This is a genomic window from Novosphingobium sp. HNCC26DJ243, assembly GCF_057180545.1.
Map to the genome: position 1 here is coordinate 273,526 of NZ_JBXUGN010000004.1, position 15,566 is coordinate 289,091.

Here is a 15,566-nt window from a genome sequence, read left to right on the forward strand (position 1 = left end):
CATACATATCTCGACCCGGCTTGGGCAGCGGCATCCTTCGTACCCCTTGCAATTTCCACATGGAGATCTTTTCTCGGCTGCTGATGCGTGTTTCCGGACGCGACATGCGGTCCTGCCGGATGTACAAGGGCAATTCGACCACCAGCGAAACCGCGCGCTCACGGCCTGAACTCATTCCCACGGAGACAGTAGATATGGACATCAACGGACTTGCCGCAATCGTGACCGGCGGCGCTTCGGGCCTTGGCGCGGCAACGGCAGAGATGCTGGCGGCGCGCGGCGCGAAAGTGACCCTGTTCGACCTCAACGCCGAGCTTGGCCATGCCAAGGCGGCGGAAATCGGCGGGCGCTTTGCCGCCGTGAACGTAACCGACGAGGACGCGGTGACCGGCGCGATTGCCGAGGCTGAGGCGGTCAACGGCAAGGCGCGCATCCTGGTGAACTGCGCCGGGATCGGCCCGCCGGCCAAGGTGCTGAACCGCGATGGCAGCCCGCTGCCGCTGGCCGACTTTGCGAAGATCATCAACATCAACCTTCTCGGCACGTTCAACGTGCTCTCGAAATTCGCCAGCCGCATCCATGATGCAGAGCCGCTGAACGAGGACGGCGAGCGCGGGGTGATCGTCAACACCGCGTCCGTGGCCGCGTTCGAAGGCCAGATCGGCCAGCCCGCCTATGCCGCGTCCAAGGGCGGCGTCGTCGGCATGGCGCTGCCCATCGCGCGCGAATTTGCCCGCTACGGCATCCGCGTGAACACGATCGCGCCGGGCATTTTCTGGACCCCCCTGCTGGGTTCACTGCCGCAGGAGGCGCAGGATTCGCTGGGCAAGCAGGTGCCGTTCCCGAGCCGTCTGGGCAAGCCTTCGGAATATGCCATGATGGTCGAAGCGATCGTCACCAACCCGATGCTCAACGCCGAAGTGATCCGCCTCGACGGCGCGATCCGCATGGCGCCCAAGTAGGGGGCAGGTTGGCAATGGCGTCTTGCCGACCCAACCCCTGATCGATCTCAAGCTGGCGCAACTGTTAATTGACGGCTGCGCCAGTGTGCTCGACGAGACTGGCCTCACCGCTTTCGAGCGCAGCATCAAAGGGAAGGTCGCGTTGTGCAAGTTGAGCATTGCCAGGACGATAAAGCGCGACTGGAGCAGGACGAAGTGAACACGACAGCCGGGAGCAACACCGCGGGCAACCACGCCGAGGCGAACAAGGGCGCAGGCAAGGTCCGGGTGGCATTCGACGAGGCCGCGCTCGAGCGCTGGCTGGCCGCCAATGTCGAAGGATTTGCCGGGCCGCTGACGGTCGAACAGTTCAACGGCGGACAGTCCAACCCGACGTACAAGCTGACCACGCCGGACGCGCGCTATGTGCTGCGCCGCAAGCCGCCGGGGCCGCTGCTCAAGGGTGCGCATGACGTGCTGCGCGAGGCGCGCGTCCAGCAGGCGCTTTCCGGCACGGGCGTACCCGTGGCGCGAATCTTCGGCGTGTGCGAGGACGAGAGCGTGATCGGTAGCGCGTTCTACGTGATGGACATGGTCGAGGGCCGGATCTTCTGGGATGCTTCGTTCTCCGAAGTGCCAAAGGCCGAGCGCGCTGCCTACTTCGACGAGATGAACCGCGTGATCGCGGCGCTGCATTCAGTCGATCACGAAGCCGCAGGCCTTGGCGACTATGGCCGTCCCGGCAACTATTTCGCCCGCCAGATCGGGCGCTGGTCGAAGCAGTATCTCGAAGACGAGCTGGCCGGTCGCCTCCCCGACATGGACGCGCTGGTCGAATGGCTGCCGACCGCCATCCCCGAGGGCGACGAGACGACGATCGTCCATGGTGATTTCCGCTGCGACAACATGATCTTCCATCCCACCGAGGCGCGTGTTCTGGCCGTGCTAGACTGGGAGCTATCGACGCTCGGCCATCCGCTGGCCGACTTTGCCTATCACGCGATGATGTACCGCATGCCGGGCGACATCGTGGCGGGGCTGGGCGGGGCGGACCCTGTGCCGCTCGGCCTGCCGACCGAGGCGGACTACATCGCGGCTTATTGCGCACGGACGGGGCGGACGCTGATCGAGGACTGGGACTTCTACCTCGCGTTCAATTTCTTCCGCCTTGCCGCGATCTTCCACGGCATCAAGGGCCGCGTCCTGCGCGGGACGGCAAGCAATGCCCAGGCCAGGGAACGCGCCGAGGCGCTGCCGCGTCTTGCCGCGCTGGCGCGCGAAGCCATGGAGAAGGCCCGATGAGCACGGTTGCTACAAGTCTCGACAACGGCGTCCTGACGCTTACGCTGAACCGGCCCGAGCAGGGCAATGCCCTCGATATGGCAATGGCGCAGGATCTGTTCGCCGCCGTGGAGGCCGCTGCCAGCGACAAAGCGGTGCGCTGCGTGGTGTTGACCGGAGCGGGGCGCATGTTCTGCGTGGGTGGTGACGTGGGCGCTTTCGCCGCCGCAGACAACGAAGCAGGAACCTTCATCAGGACCTTGGCCGACAAGGCGCATGAGTCGGTCCTGGTGCTTGCACGGATGGACAAGCCGCTGGTGGCGCTGGTCAACGGTCCGGCGGCTGGCGTGGGTCTCAGTCTCGCGATTGCGGCCGATATCGTCATTGCCAGCGACGCCGCACACTTTACGGCCGCCTATACTGCAATCGGATTGACCCCGGATGGCGGGATGACCTGGCTGTTGCCGCGCCTTGTCGGCATGCGCGTGGCGCAGGACATGATCCTGACCAACCGCCGCGTGGCAGCCGCCGAAGCGCGCGAGATCGGCCTGGTCACGCGCGTGGTCGCGGCCGAGCAACTGGCGGAAGAAGGCGCAAAGCTTGCCGGTCGGCTTGCCTCCGGGCCGGCCGCGGCGCTGGGTGCGGCACGCCGACTGCTGGCCGAGGCGCAACTGGCTCCGCTTGCCACGCAACTCGACAGCGAGGCCGCATCGATTTCGGCACGCGCCGACAGCGCCGAGGGGCGCGAAGGCGTTGCGGCTTTCATGGCACGCCGCAAACCGGATTTCCGGTCGGTGTGATCGTTAACGCGAACGCCCGCCCCCTTTTTGCAAAGGGGCGGGCGCTTGCATTCCTGCAGGTTTCGGGTTCGGATCAGAATTCGACCTGCAGCTCCACGCCCCAGGTGCGGTTGGGGATGCGGTCGCTGAACCAGAACGGCCCTGCATAGCTCGAGCGGACGATGCGGCCACCGGCGTGGAACGCGTCGTTGATGAAGGCGGAGATCTTGTACTCCTTCAACCCGCTCATCTGCCCGGTCCAGGTGATGGAACCATCGACCGAGGTATGCGCCGGGATCACTTCGCGGCGCAGGCCCGAGTAGTCCTTGGCGGATTCGGTGGCGTAATCGCCGACGTACTTGACGTTCGAACCGATCACGAGCTTGTTCCCGCCGCCCGTTTCGAAGGTGTAGTCACCGCCGATGCTGGCGTTCCAGTCGGGTGCGTAGCGCAGTTGCTTGGTCGCGCTGATGTCGTTGCCGGCCTGGTCGAGGAATTCGAGGTAGCGGGCCTTGAGGTAGCCGGCCGAGCCGAACAGGTTGAGTTCGGGCACGGGGCGCAGCTGCATTTCCAGTTCCACGCCCTGGAACCGCGCCTTGCCTGCGTTCTCGACGAAGGTGATCGTCGATGCGGGGTTCAGCGGGTTGGTGCGGATCTGGTCTTCCTGCTTGTCCTTGTACTCGGTCTGGAACACGGTCACGTTGAAGATCGCGCGATTGTCCCAGAACTTGGTGCGCAGGCCCGCTTCATAGCTGTCGACGGTTTCGGGATTGTACGGCCCGATCGTCTGGGGGAGCGAGCCGGGACGGCCGTTCCACCCGCCCGAGCGGAACCCGCGCGACCATGAGGCATAGAGCATGATGTCTTCGGCCAGCGTCTGGTCGATCGACACGCGCGGGGTGAAGCGGTTGAACGACAGGTGCGGATTGGCGCAAGGCGCGTAGGTCGCCTGCGGATCGGGGCAAGAATAGGCGGGCGTCGTGTAGGGCGCCGGCTTGGTAACGTGGAAGTCCTTGGTTTCGTGCGTATAGCGGCCGCCAACGGTGATGCGCGTGGTCGGCGTCACCTTCCAGTAGGTTTCGGCAAAGGCGGCATAGGATTTGACCGTCTGGCCGGCGTTGAACGTATCGACCAGAGCCAGCGGATTGCGCGTGCCGTCGGCGATGAACACGTCCTGCCGGTCAAGCTCGTAGCTCGACTTGAAGTAGTAGAGGCCTGCGACCATGTCGAACATGCCGCCAAAATCGGTATCGATGCGCAGTTCCTGGCTGAACTGGTTGCCGTGGAGATAGCGCACGGGGTGGAAGAACGGCGTATTGGGCGCGATCGCATCACCGATGTTGTCGATGTCGAGCGAGTCCTTGTTCTTCATGTAGCCGGTGACCGAGGCGATCGTGAAGTTGTCGGCCTTGTACTGCAGGTTCGCAGTCACGTTGTCGGCATCGAGCGGCGCGTAGAACGGCAGTCCGCCGAACGAGGCGCGGAAGTTGCTGCCTTCGTATTCGGCCTTGTGCGCGCTGTAGCAAAGCCCCACGTCGCAAGCGAGTTCGCCCGGAATCGATTGGTTTACAGGGTTGGGATAGTGTGAACGGTCGCGCAGGTGCTCGTAAGTGACCAGCGCCTCGAATTCGGGGCTGGGCGTGAACAGCACAGTGGCCTGGATGTCGAGGCGGTCGAGGCCGGGTTCATCCTCGCCGGTGGCGGCGTTGTAGGTGAAGCTGTGGCTGTTGATCGAAAACACGCCGATCTTGGCGGCAAGCACGTCCTGCACGATCGGCGCATTGAACACCGCGCGATAGTCGTTGCGGTTGTACGAGCCGAGCGTGACCGCCATCTTCGCGCCCAGTTCGCCGGTAGGGCGCGAGCGCTTGACGTTGATGATGCCGCCCACGGTATTGCGGCCGAACAGCGTGCCCTGCGGCCCGCGCAGCACTTCGATCGATTCCACGTCGAACATGTCGACCAGCGCACCGGTGTTCGAGGCAAGGAAAATCCCGTCGATCGAGGTGGCGACGGCGGGCTCGAAAGAGCGTTCGATATCGGCAAAGCTGATGCCGCGGATCGAGGCCGAGAGTGTCGCGCCCGAATACTGGACCTGGCCCAACTGGACGTTCGGGATGTACTTGGCGACGGCGCGCACATCGGGAACGAAGCGTGCTTCGAGCGCGGTTCCGCTGATCGCCGAGACCGCCAGCGGCACGCTCTGCACGTCTTCGACGCGCTTGCGCGCGGTGACGGTGATTTCCTCGATGCCCTGCGAGGGGACGGGTTGCTCGTCGGCTTCGGCGGCAAATGCCTGCCCGCTGGCGAGCATCGTCGCGGCAAGGGCTGCGGCTTTCAGTGTGGAGCGCCCGGATCTGGCGGCAGGCGCCCGGTTGGCGCGATGAACGATCGTCATGGTTACCCCTCTCAGCAATGACGCCTGCAATTGCTCAAGGCGGAGCAGGCTCGGCACGTGCAACATCCGGGAGTTCGGCAAGATCAGACACAGAAAGGCATGCCGATAATCGCAATCGATTTCGGCACGAGTTCCAGAAAACTGGCATTCACTGCGATCGAATGATCCTGATTCGCTTCGATCCAGGCCAGTTGTTGCCCGGACGTTACTCTCCCGTTGCCGGTTGTATAATTTGGTAGGGTCGCATTGAACTGCAACAAGTGACAGGAAGATGCCCGATTGTTGGGCGCCGATCGGCCCGGCGCGTGGAACCATCGGGCGCTCCGGCGTTTGGGGTGCCATGAATGATCACGCGCCAGCCAACTCGGCCCTCGATTGCCTCGTGATCGGGGCTGGCCCTGCGGGGCTGACAGCGGCGATATATCTCGCGCGTTTCCACCTTGTCGTGGCGGTTGTCGACGCCGGGCAAAGCCGCGCAGCAATGATCCCGCGCACCCACAACCATGCAGGATATCCAGGCGGCATTGCGGGCACCGAACTGCTCGCTCTGATGCGGCGGCAGGCGGGCGAGTTCGGCATCAGCGTGGATCATGCCACGATCGAAACGCTTGAAGCCGATGCAGGCTGGTTTCTCGCCAGTGCCGGTACGCAATCATGGACCGCGCGCACGGTCCTGTTGACGACCGGCGTGGTCAACCATCGCCCGCCGATTGCACCCGACCTCCACGACGAGGCACTCAAGCGGGGGCTCTTGCGATATTGCCCGGTTTGCGACGGGTACGAGGTGACCGACAGGCGCATCGGGGTGATCGGCACGGGCGAACGGGGCCTTGGCGAAGCGATGTTCCTGCGCTCCTACAGCGACGACGTGACGCTGATCGCCTGCGATGGGGCGCACGATCTGTCGGCGGGGCAGCGCGAACAGGCGAAAGCTGCCGGGATTGCCATCGTCGATGGTCCCTGCGCGCCACTGCGCCTGCGCGAAGAGCGCATCGTCGTGCCATCGGGCGAGGGCGAGCTTGAATTCGAGACGGTCTATCCCGCGCTCGGATCGGACATCCGTTCGGAACTGGCGCTATCGCTCGGCGCCAAATGCAACGACGAAGGCTGCCTTGCGGTCGATGCACACCAGCGCACCAGCGTGCCGGGCCTCTATGCAGCAGGCGACGTCACGCGTGGGCTAGACCAGATCAGCCACGCCATGGGGGAGGCAGCGGTTGCCGCCACTGCGATCCGCAACGACCTGGCCACGCGCCGCCCGCACCTGCGCGAGGTGCAGAAGCCGCGCGTCCCGGCCTAGGGTCAGGAGCCTCAGCAGCCCTTGGGCGCGTGCTGGCGGTGAATGTTGCGGAAGGTGCGGCTGCTGAACAGCCATTTGCCGTCAACCTTGACGCAAGTGTCCTCGTAGACGCCGCGGTCGCGCATGGTCGTGCCGTTCTGGTCGTAGACCTCGGCGGTGTAGCTGCGCATCGTTGCGCTATCGCCGGTCACCTCGATCGAACCGGGCCAGGCCTCGAACATGATGCCGGGATAGTGCTTCATCGCCTCGACCCACATCGCCTTGATCGCCGCGCGGCCGCGCGTGGTGCCGATCTCGGGATAATCGGGCAGCGACCATTCGGCATCCTCGGCCCAGGTCGCGGCCCAGTCATCGGCATCGACGCGGGTCACCGCGTCGGCATAGGTCTCGAGCAGTTCGCGGATGGCGAGGCGATCTTCGGCAGGGCCGGTGAAGGGCATGGGAGTCTCTCCGGGTTATCGTTGCTTTGGAGCGAGACTAACCCGGCCCGATCCATCCCGAACCTGTGGGATAGGTGAGGGTGCGGGTCTGTACTGGACGCGCGCCTGCGCCTGCCCGTTCAGACCACGACGGGCAGTTCATCCATGCCGGGCTGTTCGTCGGGTATGCAGACCTCGATCGTGCCGCCCTCGACCCGCACCGGAAACTGGCGCAGGTCCTTGTAGGCCCCGCCGATGCAGCGGCCCGTGGCCATTTCGAAGCGCGCGCCGTGCAGCGGGCACATCACCGCGCCGCGCCGGATGCGCCCGGTCGAAAGCAGCGCGGCCTGGTGCGTGCAGCGATCGTTGACCGCGAACAGGCCTTCGTCGGTTTGTCCCACCAGCACGTGCCAGCCACCGATGCGCGTGGCGAGCTTGCCCGCTGCGGGAAATTCGGATTCGGGGATCAGGGAATGCCAGGTCTCGCTCACGTGCGTCGTGTCCTCAAGAGAATCGGATCGTGTTGATCGGGTCGCTGCCGCGCCAATCTTGCGCCGCCTGCGCCACCATCGCGTAGAAATCAACCAGCACGGGCACCGGCGCATAGAGTTCGGTCATCAGCCCCAGCGTCGCGGTCGTGTCGGCAAAGGCAAAGACGAAACCGTCGGTCATTTCCGCGCGCAATGCACAGGGCGCGCCCAGCGTGGCCAGACGCGCAAGTTCGGTATCGACATCGTCCACGAACACGGCCGCGTGGTGCATGCCCCAGCGGCCCGATCCTTCGGGGTAGATGTCGCGAAAGGGTGAGGGGCCTGGATTGTTCTGCTGGACGAATTCGATCATCACCTCGCCCCACTGGCCATAGGCGGACGAGTGATCGAGTTCGCGCGCCACACCGCGATGGACCGCGCGGGCAAGCGGAATGTTATCTGCCACGAAGAATGGTCCCGATCCGAAAGCGGCGTGATGGGCGCGCGCGGCATTACGCACGTCTTCGACGAAGAACGCCACCTGCCGGATCGGCAGCGCGGTCATACCGAGGCGCCGCCGTCCACGCGGAATTCGGCGCCGGTGGCAAAGGCGCTGGCATCGCTTGCGAGGAACACCGCCATGGCTGCGATTTCCTCGGGCCGGCCGAGGCGCTTGACCGGATGGACGTTGACGAAGCTCTGGTAGAGCGCGTCCGGATCGTCCGATTGGGCCAGCACCTTGTCGATGATCGGGGTGTGGATCGCGCCCGGGTGGATCGAATTGCAGCGGATGCCATAGCCTTTCTCGGCAAAATGGAGTGCGCACGACTTGGTCATCAGCGTCACCGCCGCCTTGGCCGCGTTGTAGGCAACGAGGTTAGACGAGGCCTTCACGCCCGAGAGCGAGGACATGTTGATGATCGATCCGCCGTGCGCCTTCATCTTCGGCAGCGCGGCCTGCGTGCCCATGAACACGCCGAGCACATCGATGTCGAGTTCGTGGCGGAACTGGTCGAGCGTGATCTCCTCGATCGAGCCCAGCGTGGTGATCCCGGCGTTGTTGACGAGCACGTCGATGCGCTCGAAGGGTGCGAGCGCTGCGGCCCACGAGGCTTCCTGCGTCACGTCGAGCGTGACGAACCGTGCGCCAAGTTCGGCCGCCAGCGCCGCGCCGCCTGTTTCATCGATATCGGCGATGACGACGCTTGCGCCCTCGGCGGCATAGGCGCGCGCGATGGCCTCGCCCAGACCGGAGGCGCCTCCGGTCACGAATGCGACCTTGCCTTGCAGCACTCCCATTGCGGTATCCTTCTCAGATCAGAACCAGCGTCTTTCCCGTGGTCTTGCCGCTCATCAGTTCGATGAAGGCTTCGGGCAGGCGTTCGAGCCCATCGCGCACGTTCTCCAGCGGCTTGAGCTTGCCTTCGGCAAACAGCCGGTCGAGCATGGCCTGCGCCTCGCCCAGAACTTCGGGATGATCGTAGGTGATGAAGCCGCGCATGGTCAGGCGGTTGACCACCAGTTGCCAGATGTTGCGGTTGCCGTGCGGATTGTCGGCATCGTTGTACTGCGCGATCATGCCGCAGACCGCGATGCGGCCATGGAGACGCATCAGCGGCAACACCGCGTCGAGCGTCTCGCCGCCGACATTGTCGAAATAGACGTCGATGCCGTCGGGTGCGGCGGCAGAGATCGCCGCGCCCAGATCGCCCACGGCCTTGTAGTCGATGGCGATGTCCGCGCCGAGATCCTTCACGATCCGCGCCTTGTCCGGCCCGCCGGCAAGACCGATCACGCGGCAGCCCGCGGCCTTGGCGAGCTGCACGACGGTGCTGCCCGTTGCACCGGCTGCCGCGCTGACCAGCACGGTGTCACCCGCCTTTGCCTTGCCGATCTCGAACAGGCCGACCCATGCGGTGAGGCCCACCGGCCCCAGCGCGCCCATGTAGTGCTGCAGCGGCACGCCGGGGGCCTGCTCCACCTTCTCGATGCCCAGCGCATCGGCTCCCACCACGTAATATTCCGACCAGACCGCGAAAGTGCGCAGCAGCGTGCCGACCGGCCAATCGGGATTGTTCGATTCGACCACTTCGCCCAGCGACATGCCATTGATCGGCGCGCCGAGCGCCACCGGCGGCAGGTAGCTGGGCCGATCGTCGAGAAAACCGCGGATCGCCGGATCGCATGACCCGACGCGCATCCGCACGAGGATTTCACCGGGGCCGGGCACGGGGCGCGGCACTTCCACCAGCTCGAAGTCCTGGGGCTGGGGGATGCCGACGGGGCGGCGGACGAGCGTGATCTGGCGGGTGGTTTCCATGCTGCACTCTTAGCGCGCAGCGAGCCGGCACAAGCGCTAGTTATATCGCTAGGTTCCGCATCCGCCCCGCTTGGGTGATCCTGCCGCAAACACGAGAGGACTTTACGCGATGACTCCCGAACAGATGATCCAGTTCGTCGACGATCTCTATGCCACCACCGGCATGGGTGATTGGGACAAGGCCGCCGAAATGCTGACCGACGACTTCTTCGTAAGCGAAGCGCCCGGACTGCCGATGGAAGGTGTCTATCGTGGCAGGCACGCGCTGCGCGATCTCTACAGCAAGGTCATGGGCATGGTGGACGTCGTCGGGCTCGACCGGGTGGAGACGACCGCGGGCAAGGACCATGCCGTAACGATCCTCTCATTCCGCTTCGCCGATCCTTCGCTGCCGCCCGCCGAACTGTGCGAGATGTTCCGCTTCCGCGATGGCAAGTGCTGCGAGATCAAGCCGTTCTACTATGATCCCGCGATCTTCTGCGCGGCTGCGCAGGCCAAGGCGAAGCAGAGCGCCTGAGCCGCTTGCCATCGGCCCCTTGCCCCCGCAAAGGGAGGGGCAGGAGGCCGTGGCTATGACCCTGCGACTGGAAAAGGACGGTGCCGGCGACGGGAAGATCGCGCACCTGCTGATCGACCGCGCCGACAAGCGCAACGCCTTCACGCTCGCGATGTGGCAGGCGGTGCCCTCGTTGCTGGAGCAAGCCGCCGCCGACCCCTCGCTGCGGCTGCTCGTGGTGCGCTCGGCCCATGGCGGCGCATTCTGCGCCGGGGCCGACATTGCCGAACTGCTCGCAAACAAGGACGATGCCGCATGGCGTGCGGCCAACCAGCAGGCGATCAACCGCGCGCAATACGACCTCACCCGCTTTCCCTTGCCCACAGTGGCGATGGTCGAAGGCGATTGCATCGGCGGGGGCTGCGGCATCGCGCTTGCCTGCGACATCCGCGTGGCAGGCCCCAGGGCGCGCTTCGGCATCACGCCCGCCAGGCTCGGCCTCGTCTATCCGCTGCATGACGTGAAGCTGCTGGTCGATCTGGTCGGGCCGGGACAGGCGCGGCGGCTGCTCTACACCGGCATGCTGATCGATGCCGCCGAGGCGCACAGGATAGGGCTTGCCGAGGAACTGCGGGAAGACGCGGCAACCCTCGCCACCCAGATCCTTGAGGCCTCGCCGTTCTCCACCCGCGCGCTGAAAGGTTTTGTCCGCCGTGTGCTCGACGGGCAGGGCGAGGAGGACGGGCAATCGCTGGAACTGTTCGGCTCGGCCTTCGAAGGCGCGGATTTCCACGAAGGCACCACTGCCTTTGTGGAGAAACGCAAGCCGGTGTTTTAGGGGCGCGGGCGGTAGAGGTTGGGTGCGACGGCGGCTTAACGGCTTTTGTTTTCGAAAGCAGTCGTTCCGGATACGACCCCATTGCGGACTTGCCGACCGAACGGGGTGTAGTAATCTTTCGTGATGCGATCCGACCCATTCACGCACGGAGGACCGGTCTCCTTACGGCAGCCAATGCCTTGGTTTGCGGCGGGTGGCTTGCTACTTTTCACGGCCTTTTTTGTCGTTCCGTTTAAGACACCCGCCGAAGACCCTGCGGCTTCGCGCCTCGCATTTGTCGGCTCTACAACGCGCCCACTCGAATGGGTTGAGATGTGTCTGGGCAAGGACTGGGGCGGTCGTTTGTCGCTTCGCCACCGGAAGCCACCGTCGATATTAAAGCCTATGGCGAGGTTGGATAATCCGGTGAGACATTTCATTGTCGATGTGGTCGACGACGGGCGGGAACGGGTGCTGAAGGCATATTCTAGAGCGGGGGAGCGGTTTAGTGATCGGGAACGTGAAGCGTTGGATGGCTGCCTGACTGGTGCCGCCCCAGCCCTCGGCGATCCGAGAAACCGTTAGGCAGCTAACCACCCACTTCCTGCCGTAGCGGAGACGATGCGCCAGCGCTGAAAGCAGCCATTGGTTCAGGTCGGGCGCGATTGGCCGCTAACGGGCATTCTGCGGAAAAAGCTGCCGTTCCGGATAAGACGCCGTTGCCGACATTCGCCTGCAACAACCCCCATCATCGTCGTCGCCCCGTGCTTGACACGGGGCTTGGCTAGCTTTCGACGTCGCCTCTTGCCGCTTCCACCGCCGGGTACCACTGGCCCCAAAGGTCGAGCCAATCCGGATTTTCCGCCTCGATCAGAGCGAATTTCCATTCCCGGCGCCATTTCTTGACCAGTTTTTCGCGGGCGATCGCGGGTTCGATTTCCCCGTGACGTTCGGCGTAGACCAGCCTTGTCTTGCCAAAGTCGCTCACGTGGATCGAGCCGTCACCCTCACGATGCTGCCACACGCGACGGATCAGATCACAGGTGACGCCATCATACATCCCGCCACGATAGCGGTTTGCCATGATGTAGACCCAGCCACCCTTGTCCATCGGGCCGTCATGCCAAACGTGAGGTCGCAAGGGAAGCCAAGCCCCGTGTCAAGCACGGGGCGACGGTGCTTAGTTCGAGGAGCTTTCCGCCCTCCCACGACATTCCTGCCGCATCCCATCCCGCAATGTCGCCCCAAAAGCTGCCATCTGACCGCACCAATAATTCAGTTGGGGTGATAAGAGGCGTCGTCGGTCTCCGCCCCACAAAAACCCCTGCGCCTCAAGGCAAAAGCACGGTCGATCCGGTCGTGCGCCGCGCTTCGAGATCGGCGTGGGCGCGGGCGGCGTCTTCCAGCGGATAGGTCTGGCCTACGGTGACCTTGACCGCGCCGCTGGCGATCATTTCCCATACCCGCGCGGCACCTTCCTCGCGTTCGTCGGGGTCGGCGTAGTAGTGGAAGAGCGTGGGCCGCGTGACGAAGAGCGAGCCTTTCTGCGAGAGCGTGCCCAGCGCAACCCCGGTAACAGGGGCCGAGGCGTTGCCGTAGCTGACGATCAGCCCGCGCGGGGCGACTGAATCCAGACTGGCGGCCCAGGTGTCCTGCCCGACGCCGTCGAACGCCACATCGACGCCCGCGCCATCGGTCAGCTCGCGCACCATGGGTGCTACCGCATCGGTCGCATAGTTGATCACGTGGTCCGCGCCTGCGGCCAGCGCGGCCTCGGCCTTGGCCTGGGTCGAGACGGTGCCGATCACGGTCGCGCCCACGGCTTTCAGCCATTGCACCAGCAGCAGACCGACACCGCCTGCTGCGGCATGGACCAGCACCGGCATCCCCGCTTCCACGCAGGCGCAGCGCTCGACGAGGAATTCCGTCGTGCAGCCCTTGAGCGTGGCGGCGGCGGCGGTCATGTCGTCGATCGTGTCGGGGAGGCGCAGCAGCGCCTGTTCGAGATAGATCCGCGCGGTGGCATAGGCGCCGAGGCCGGGGCCGAAGGTCGACACGCGGTCGCCCACGGCAAGGCCGGTCACGCCGGGGCCGACTGCGACGACGCGGCCCGCTGCTTCGGAACCCAGCCCGCCCGGTATCGCTGCCGGGTAGATCCCGCGCCGGTAATACGTGTCGATCATGTTGAGCCCGACCGCCGCGTGCTGCACCAGCACTTCGCCGGGGCCGGGCGCGGCAAGGTCGACGTCAATCCATTCGATCACGTCGGGGCCGCCGGTGCGGCTGATACGGGCAACGCGGGCATGCATGGGTAAGGGGTCCTTGCCGGTGGTCTGCGGCAATGGTGATGGATCACCCCGCGGCACGGGGCAAGAGTTTAGAAAACCGGCAGAGCTGCCGGTTAACACCTGACACTTTGACGGGGAGAAATAGCGCCGGGTTTCGCGCAATCTGACAAGGCAAGGCGACAGAGCCGCAGAATCAACAAGAGAGGACCCGACCCATGAGCCTTCGTGGCCACGTTCCCCCGCCAATGGACGGACGCGATCCCTCGCACTTGCGCGGCGATGCGATCACCGGAGACCGGTACTTTTCGCCCGAATTTGCCAAGGCGGAATGGGATCACATGTGGACGCGCATCTGGCACATAGCCGGGCGAACGGCGGAAATCCCCGAGCCGGGCGATTTCCTTGTCCACACCTTCCTCAAGGAATCGGTGATCGCCGTACGCCAGGAAGACGGGAGCGTGCGCGCCTTCTACAATTCCTGCGGCCACCGCGGCATGCGCATGGTCCACGATTCCAGCTCTGTCGCGGCATTCCACTGCCCCTATCATGGCTGGCGCTGGGGCATCGACGGCGTGCTTGAGCACGCGCAGGATGCCGATGTCGACTTTCGGAAGGGCAACCCCTGCGGCAAGCTCAAGCTCAAGGAACTGCGCTGCGATACCTGGGGCGGGTTCGTGTGGTATTCGATGTCGGACGACAGCCCCGGCCTGCTCGAATTCCTCGACCCAATGCCGCAAGTGTTCCGCAACTATCCGATGGACACGGCGGTCCGCGTGGCGTGGTATCGCATCGAGATCGACGCCAACTGGAAGTTCGTGACCGACAACTTCTCGGAAAGCTATCACACCCGTACCGCCCACCCGCAAGTGCCTGCGTGGATCGATCAGGACGTCGATTCCGCGCGGCACGAGATGTGGCCGCGCGGACACGGCCGGACCGTTCAGCCGATGCGCCCCTCGCTGACCGACCGCCCCGCCGAAGGCACCGAACACGTCTTTGCCCATATCCTGCGCCAGTGGGACATCGATCCCGCCGCTTACGCGACGTATGAAGACTTCGCGCTGCAGGGCTGGAAGGATCTGAAAGCCGCCAAACGCAAGCTTTGGCGCGAACGCGGCTATCTCCACTACGAACACATGGACGACGAGGAGATCACCGACAGCCCGCACACGGTGATGTTCCCCAACGTGACGATCAGCTTCCTGCCCGACAACCTGATCCTGTTTCGCAGCGAACCGCACCCGACCAACCCCGAGAAATCCTACTTCGACTTGTGGTGCATGGCCTTTCCGGTGGAGGGTCAGAAGGAAGTGGAATCGATCATGGCGGGCGTGCGCCCGTTCAGGGAAGCGGCCGAATGCGAGCACCGCGTGTTCGATGGCGGACGCGGCGTACCCGAGCTTGCCGGCCAGATCGTCTATCAGGACATGGAACTTGCCGAGGCGATGCAGGCGGGCATGCATTCGCGCGGTTATACCGACGCGCACCTCTCCGACCAGGAAACCCGCATCCGCTTTTTCCATGAAGTGCTGAATGACTGGATTGCGGGCCGGCAGGGACGGTGAGGCGCGGGTCGCCGTGGCGCGCAGCTTACGATGACGGGTTGCTCTGGCGGCGCGAGCGCAGCAGGGTGGCTCAATGATGGATATCGACCCCACAGCTTTTGCTGCCGAATGGTGTGCCGCGTGGAACGCGCACGATCTCGATCGGGTGCTCGCGCACTTTCACGAGGACGTGACCTTTACCTCGCCGGTTGCCGCCAGTCTCCTGCCCGAGACGGGGGGCGTGCTACGCGGTAAGACGGCCCTTCGCGCCTACTGGGAAGAGGGGCTGCGCCGCATTCCCGATCTTCGCTTCGAGATCGAAGCGGTGTTTGCAGGCGTGGACGCCCTCGTCATCCGGTACCGCAACCAGAAGGGGATCGGCGTGGCTGAAGTGCTGGTCTTCGAGGCCGGCCTGGTGCGCCGGGGACACGGCACCTATCCGGCTGAAGGCCCACGCAGCGCAACGAGCAGCGATTGAACCTGTGGGGATTGCCGGTCTGCGCGAACGCAAAG

At 64.7% G+C, this 15,566-nt stretch carries 17 protein-coding genes; 9 read left to right on the forward strand and 8 right to left on the reverse strand.

Going from position 1 to position 15,566, the window contains the following annotated elements; all coding sequences use genetic code 11:
• Nucleotides 1-194 precede the first annotated feature (194 nt).
• From AC2A04_RS13805 to AC2A04_RS13820, 4 genes are read left to right on the forward strand one after another with little or no spacing between them, the layout of a single operon-like run.
• Nucleotides 195-962 carry an SDR family NAD(P)-dependent oxidoreductase gene (locus AC2A04_RS13805; protein WP_484213010.1) on the forward strand — a complete coding sequence of 256 codons (768 nt, stop codon included), beginning with the start codon at nt 195-197 and terminating at the stop codon, nt 960-962.
• A gap of 22 nt (nt 963-984) precedes the next feature.
• Nucleotides 985-1,161, forward strand: coding sequence for a hypothetical protein (locus AC2A04_RS13810; protein ID WP_484212930.1), 177 nt, complete (start codon nt 985-987; stop codon nt 1,159-1,161).
• Nucleotides 1,158-2,243 (forward strand): phosphotransferase family protein, encoded by a 1,086-nt coding sequence (locus tag AC2A04_RS13815; protein WP_484212931.1) that lies wholly within the window; start codon nt 1,158-1,160, stop codon nt 2,241-2,243. Before AC2A04_RS13810 ends, AC2A04_RS13815 begins: the two co-directional genes overlap by 4 nt.
• Nucleotides 2,240-3,022: an enoyl-CoA hydratase/isomerase family protein gene (locus tag AC2A04_RS13820; RefSeq protein WP_484212932.1), complete on the forward strand. Its 783-nt coding sequence runs from the start codon at nt 2,240-2,242 to the stop codon at nt 3,020-3,022. Before AC2A04_RS13815 ends, AC2A04_RS13820 begins: the two co-directional genes overlap by 4 nt.
• A 73-nt stretch (nt 3,023-3,095) precedes the next feature.
• Here AC2A04_RS13820 and AC2A04_RS13825 read toward each other — a convergent pair whose 3' ends face one another.
• The gene (locus AC2A04_RS13825) at nt 3,096-5,399 is read right to left on the reverse strand and encodes a TonB-dependent receptor (protein WP_484212933.1); all 2,304 of its coding nucleotides are present in this window, start codon (nt 5,397-5,399) and stop codon (nt 3,096-3,098) included.
• 340 nt (nt 5,400-5,739) lie between these two features.
• Here AC2A04_RS13825 and AC2A04_RS13830 point away from each other — a divergent pair, with 340 nt between their 5' ends.
• Nucleotides 5,740-6,699 carry an NAD(P)/FAD-dependent oxidoreductase gene (locus AC2A04_RS13830; RefSeq protein ID WP_484212934.1) on the forward strand — a complete coding sequence of 320 codons (960 nt, stop codon included), beginning with the start codon at nt 5,740-5,742 and terminating at the stop codon, nt 6,697-6,699.
• A gap of 11 nt (nt 6,700-6,710) precedes the next feature.
• On the opposite strand, the gene AC2A04_RS13835 is transcribed toward AC2A04_RS13830, so the two are convergent.
• From AC2A04_RS13835 to AC2A04_RS13855, 5 genes are all read right to left on the reverse strand, one after another.
• Nucleotides 6,711-7,139, reverse strand: coding sequence for a nuclear transport factor 2 family protein (locus tag AC2A04_RS13835; RefSeq protein ID WP_484212935.1), 429 nt, complete (start codon nt 7,137-7,139; stop codon nt 6,711-6,713).
• Nucleotides 7,140-7,258: 119 nt separating this feature from the next.
• On the reverse strand, nt 7,259-7,609 hold the full coding sequence (locus AC2A04_RS13840; RefSeq protein WP_484212936.1) for a Rieske (2Fe-2S) protein: 351 nt from the start codon (nt 7,607-7,609) through the stop codon (nt 7,259-7,261).
• A gap of 13 nt (nt 7,610-7,622) precedes the next feature.
• Nucleotides 7,623-8,153: a VOC family protein gene (locus tag AC2A04_RS13845; RefSeq protein ID WP_484212937.1), complete on the reverse strand. Its 531-nt coding sequence runs from the start codon at nt 8,151-8,153 to the stop codon at nt 7,623-7,625.
• Nucleotides 8,150-8,887: a glucose 1-dehydrogenase gene (locus tag AC2A04_RS13850; protein ID WP_484212938.1), complete on the reverse strand. Its 738-nt coding sequence runs from the start codon at nt 8,885-8,887 to the stop codon at nt 8,150-8,152. The genes AC2A04_RS13845 and AC2A04_RS13850 overlap by 4 nt, the downstream gene beginning before the upstream one ends.
• A gap of 13 nt (nt 8,888-8,900) precedes the next feature.
• Nucleotides 8,901-9,908: an NADP-dependent oxidoreductase gene (locus tag AC2A04_RS13855; RefSeq protein ID WP_484212939.1), complete on the reverse strand. Its 1,008-nt coding sequence runs from the start codon at nt 9,906-9,908 to the stop codon at nt 8,901-8,903.
• Nucleotides 9,909-10,017: 109 nt separating this feature from the next.
• Between AC2A04_RS13855 and AC2A04_RS13860 the strand changes: the two genes are divergently transcribed.
• Nucleotides 10,018-10,425 (forward strand): nuclear transport factor 2 family protein, encoded by a 408-nt coding sequence (locus AC2A04_RS13860; protein ID WP_484212940.1) that lies wholly within the window; start codon nt 10,018-10,020, stop codon nt 10,423-10,425.
• A gap of 55 nt (nt 10,426-10,480) precedes the next feature.
• On the forward strand, nt 10,481-11,242 hold the full coding sequence (locus tag AC2A04_RS13865) for an enoyl-CoA hydratase-related protein (RefSeq protein ID WP_484212941.1): 762 nt from the start codon (nt 10,481-10,483) through the stop codon (nt 11,240-11,242).
• 763 nt (nt 11,243-12,005) lie between these two features.
• On the opposite strand, the gene AC2A04_RS13870 is transcribed toward AC2A04_RS13865, so the two are convergent.
• Entirely contained in the window at nt 12,006-12,332 is a 327-nt protein-coding gene (locus tag AC2A04_RS13870) for a GIY-YIG nuclease family protein (RefSeq protein WP_484212942.1), read from the reverse strand.
• A 220-nt stretch (nt 12,333-12,552) separates the two neighbouring features.
• On the reverse strand, nt 12,553-13,530 hold the full coding sequence (locus AC2A04_RS13875) for a quinone oxidoreductase family protein (protein ID WP_484212943.1): 978 nt from the start codon (nt 13,528-13,530) through the stop codon (nt 12,553-12,555).
• Nucleotides 13,531-13,724: 194 nt separating this feature from the next.
• Here AC2A04_RS13875 and AC2A04_RS13880 point away from each other — a divergent pair, with 194 nt between their 5' ends.
• Both AC2A04_RS13880 and AC2A04_RS13885 read left to right on the forward strand, forming a co-directional pair.
• Nucleotides 13,725-15,074 carry an aromatic ring-hydroxylating oxygenase subunit alpha gene (locus AC2A04_RS13880; protein ID WP_484212944.1) on the forward strand — a complete coding sequence of 450 codons (1,350 nt, stop codon included), beginning with the start codon at nt 13,725-13,727 and terminating at the stop codon, nt 15,072-15,074.
• 73 nt (nt 15,075-15,147) lie between these two features.
• On the forward strand, nt 15,148-15,531 hold the full coding sequence (locus tag AC2A04_RS13885) for a nuclear transport factor 2 family protein (protein WP_484212945.1): 384 nt from the start codon (nt 15,148-15,150) through the stop codon (nt 15,529-15,531).
• Nucleotides 15,532-15,566: the final 35 nt, after the last annotated feature.

Coding starts and splice junctions, on each gene's coding strand:
- AC2A04_RS13805 (WP_484213010.1), top strand. CDS start 195: ATGGACATCAACGGACTTGCCGCAATCGTGACCGGCGGCGCTTCGGGC.
- AC2A04_RS13820 (WP_484212932.1), top strand. CDS start 2,240: ATGAGCACGGTTGCTACAAGTCTCGACAACGGCGTCCTGACGCTTACG.
- AC2A04_RS13825 (WP_484212933.1), bottom strand. CDS start 5,399: ATGACGATCGTTCATCGCGCCAACCGGGCGCCTGCCGCCAGATCCGGG.
- AC2A04_RS13830 (WP_484212934.1), top strand. CDS start 5,740: ATGAATGATCACGCGCCAGCCAACTCGGCCCTCGATTGCCTCGTGATC.
- AC2A04_RS13835 (WP_484212935.1), bottom strand. CDS start 7,139: ATGCCCTTCACCGGCCCTGCCGAAGATCGCCTCGCCATCCGCGAACTG.
- AC2A04_RS13845 (WP_484212937.1), bottom strand. CDS start 8,153: ATGACCGCGCTGCCGATCCGGCAGGTGGCGTTCTTCGTCGAAGACGTG.
- AC2A04_RS13850 (WP_484212938.1), bottom strand. CDS start 8,887: ATGGGAGTGCTGCAAGGCAAGGTCGCATTCGTGACCGGAGGCGCCTCC.
- AC2A04_RS13855 (WP_484212939.1), bottom strand. CDS start 9,908: ATGGAAACCACCCGCCAGATCACGCTCGTCCGCCGCCCCGTCGGCATC.
- AC2A04_RS13860 (WP_484212940.1), top strand. CDS start 10,018: ATGACTCCCGAACAGATGATCCAGTTCGTCGACGATCTCTATGCCACC.
- AC2A04_RS13865 (WP_484212941.1), top strand. CDS start 10,481: ATGACCCTGCGACTGGAAAAGGACGGTGCCGGCGACGGGAAGATCGCG.
- AC2A04_RS13870 (WP_484212942.1), bottom strand. CDS start 12,332: ATGGACAAGGGTGGCTGGGTCTACATCATGGCAAACCGCTATCGTGGC.
- AC2A04_RS13875 (WP_484212943.1), bottom strand. CDS start 13,530: ATGCATGCCCGCGTTGCCCGTATCAGCCGCACCGGCGGCCCCGACGTG.
- AC2A04_RS13880 (WP_484212944.1), top strand. CDS start 13,725: ATGAGCCTTCGTGGCCACGTTCCCCCGCCAATGGACGGACGCGATCCC.
- AC2A04_RS13885 (WP_484212945.1), top strand. CDS start 15,148: ATGATGGATATCGACCCCACAGCTTTTGCTGCCGAATGGTGTGCCGCG.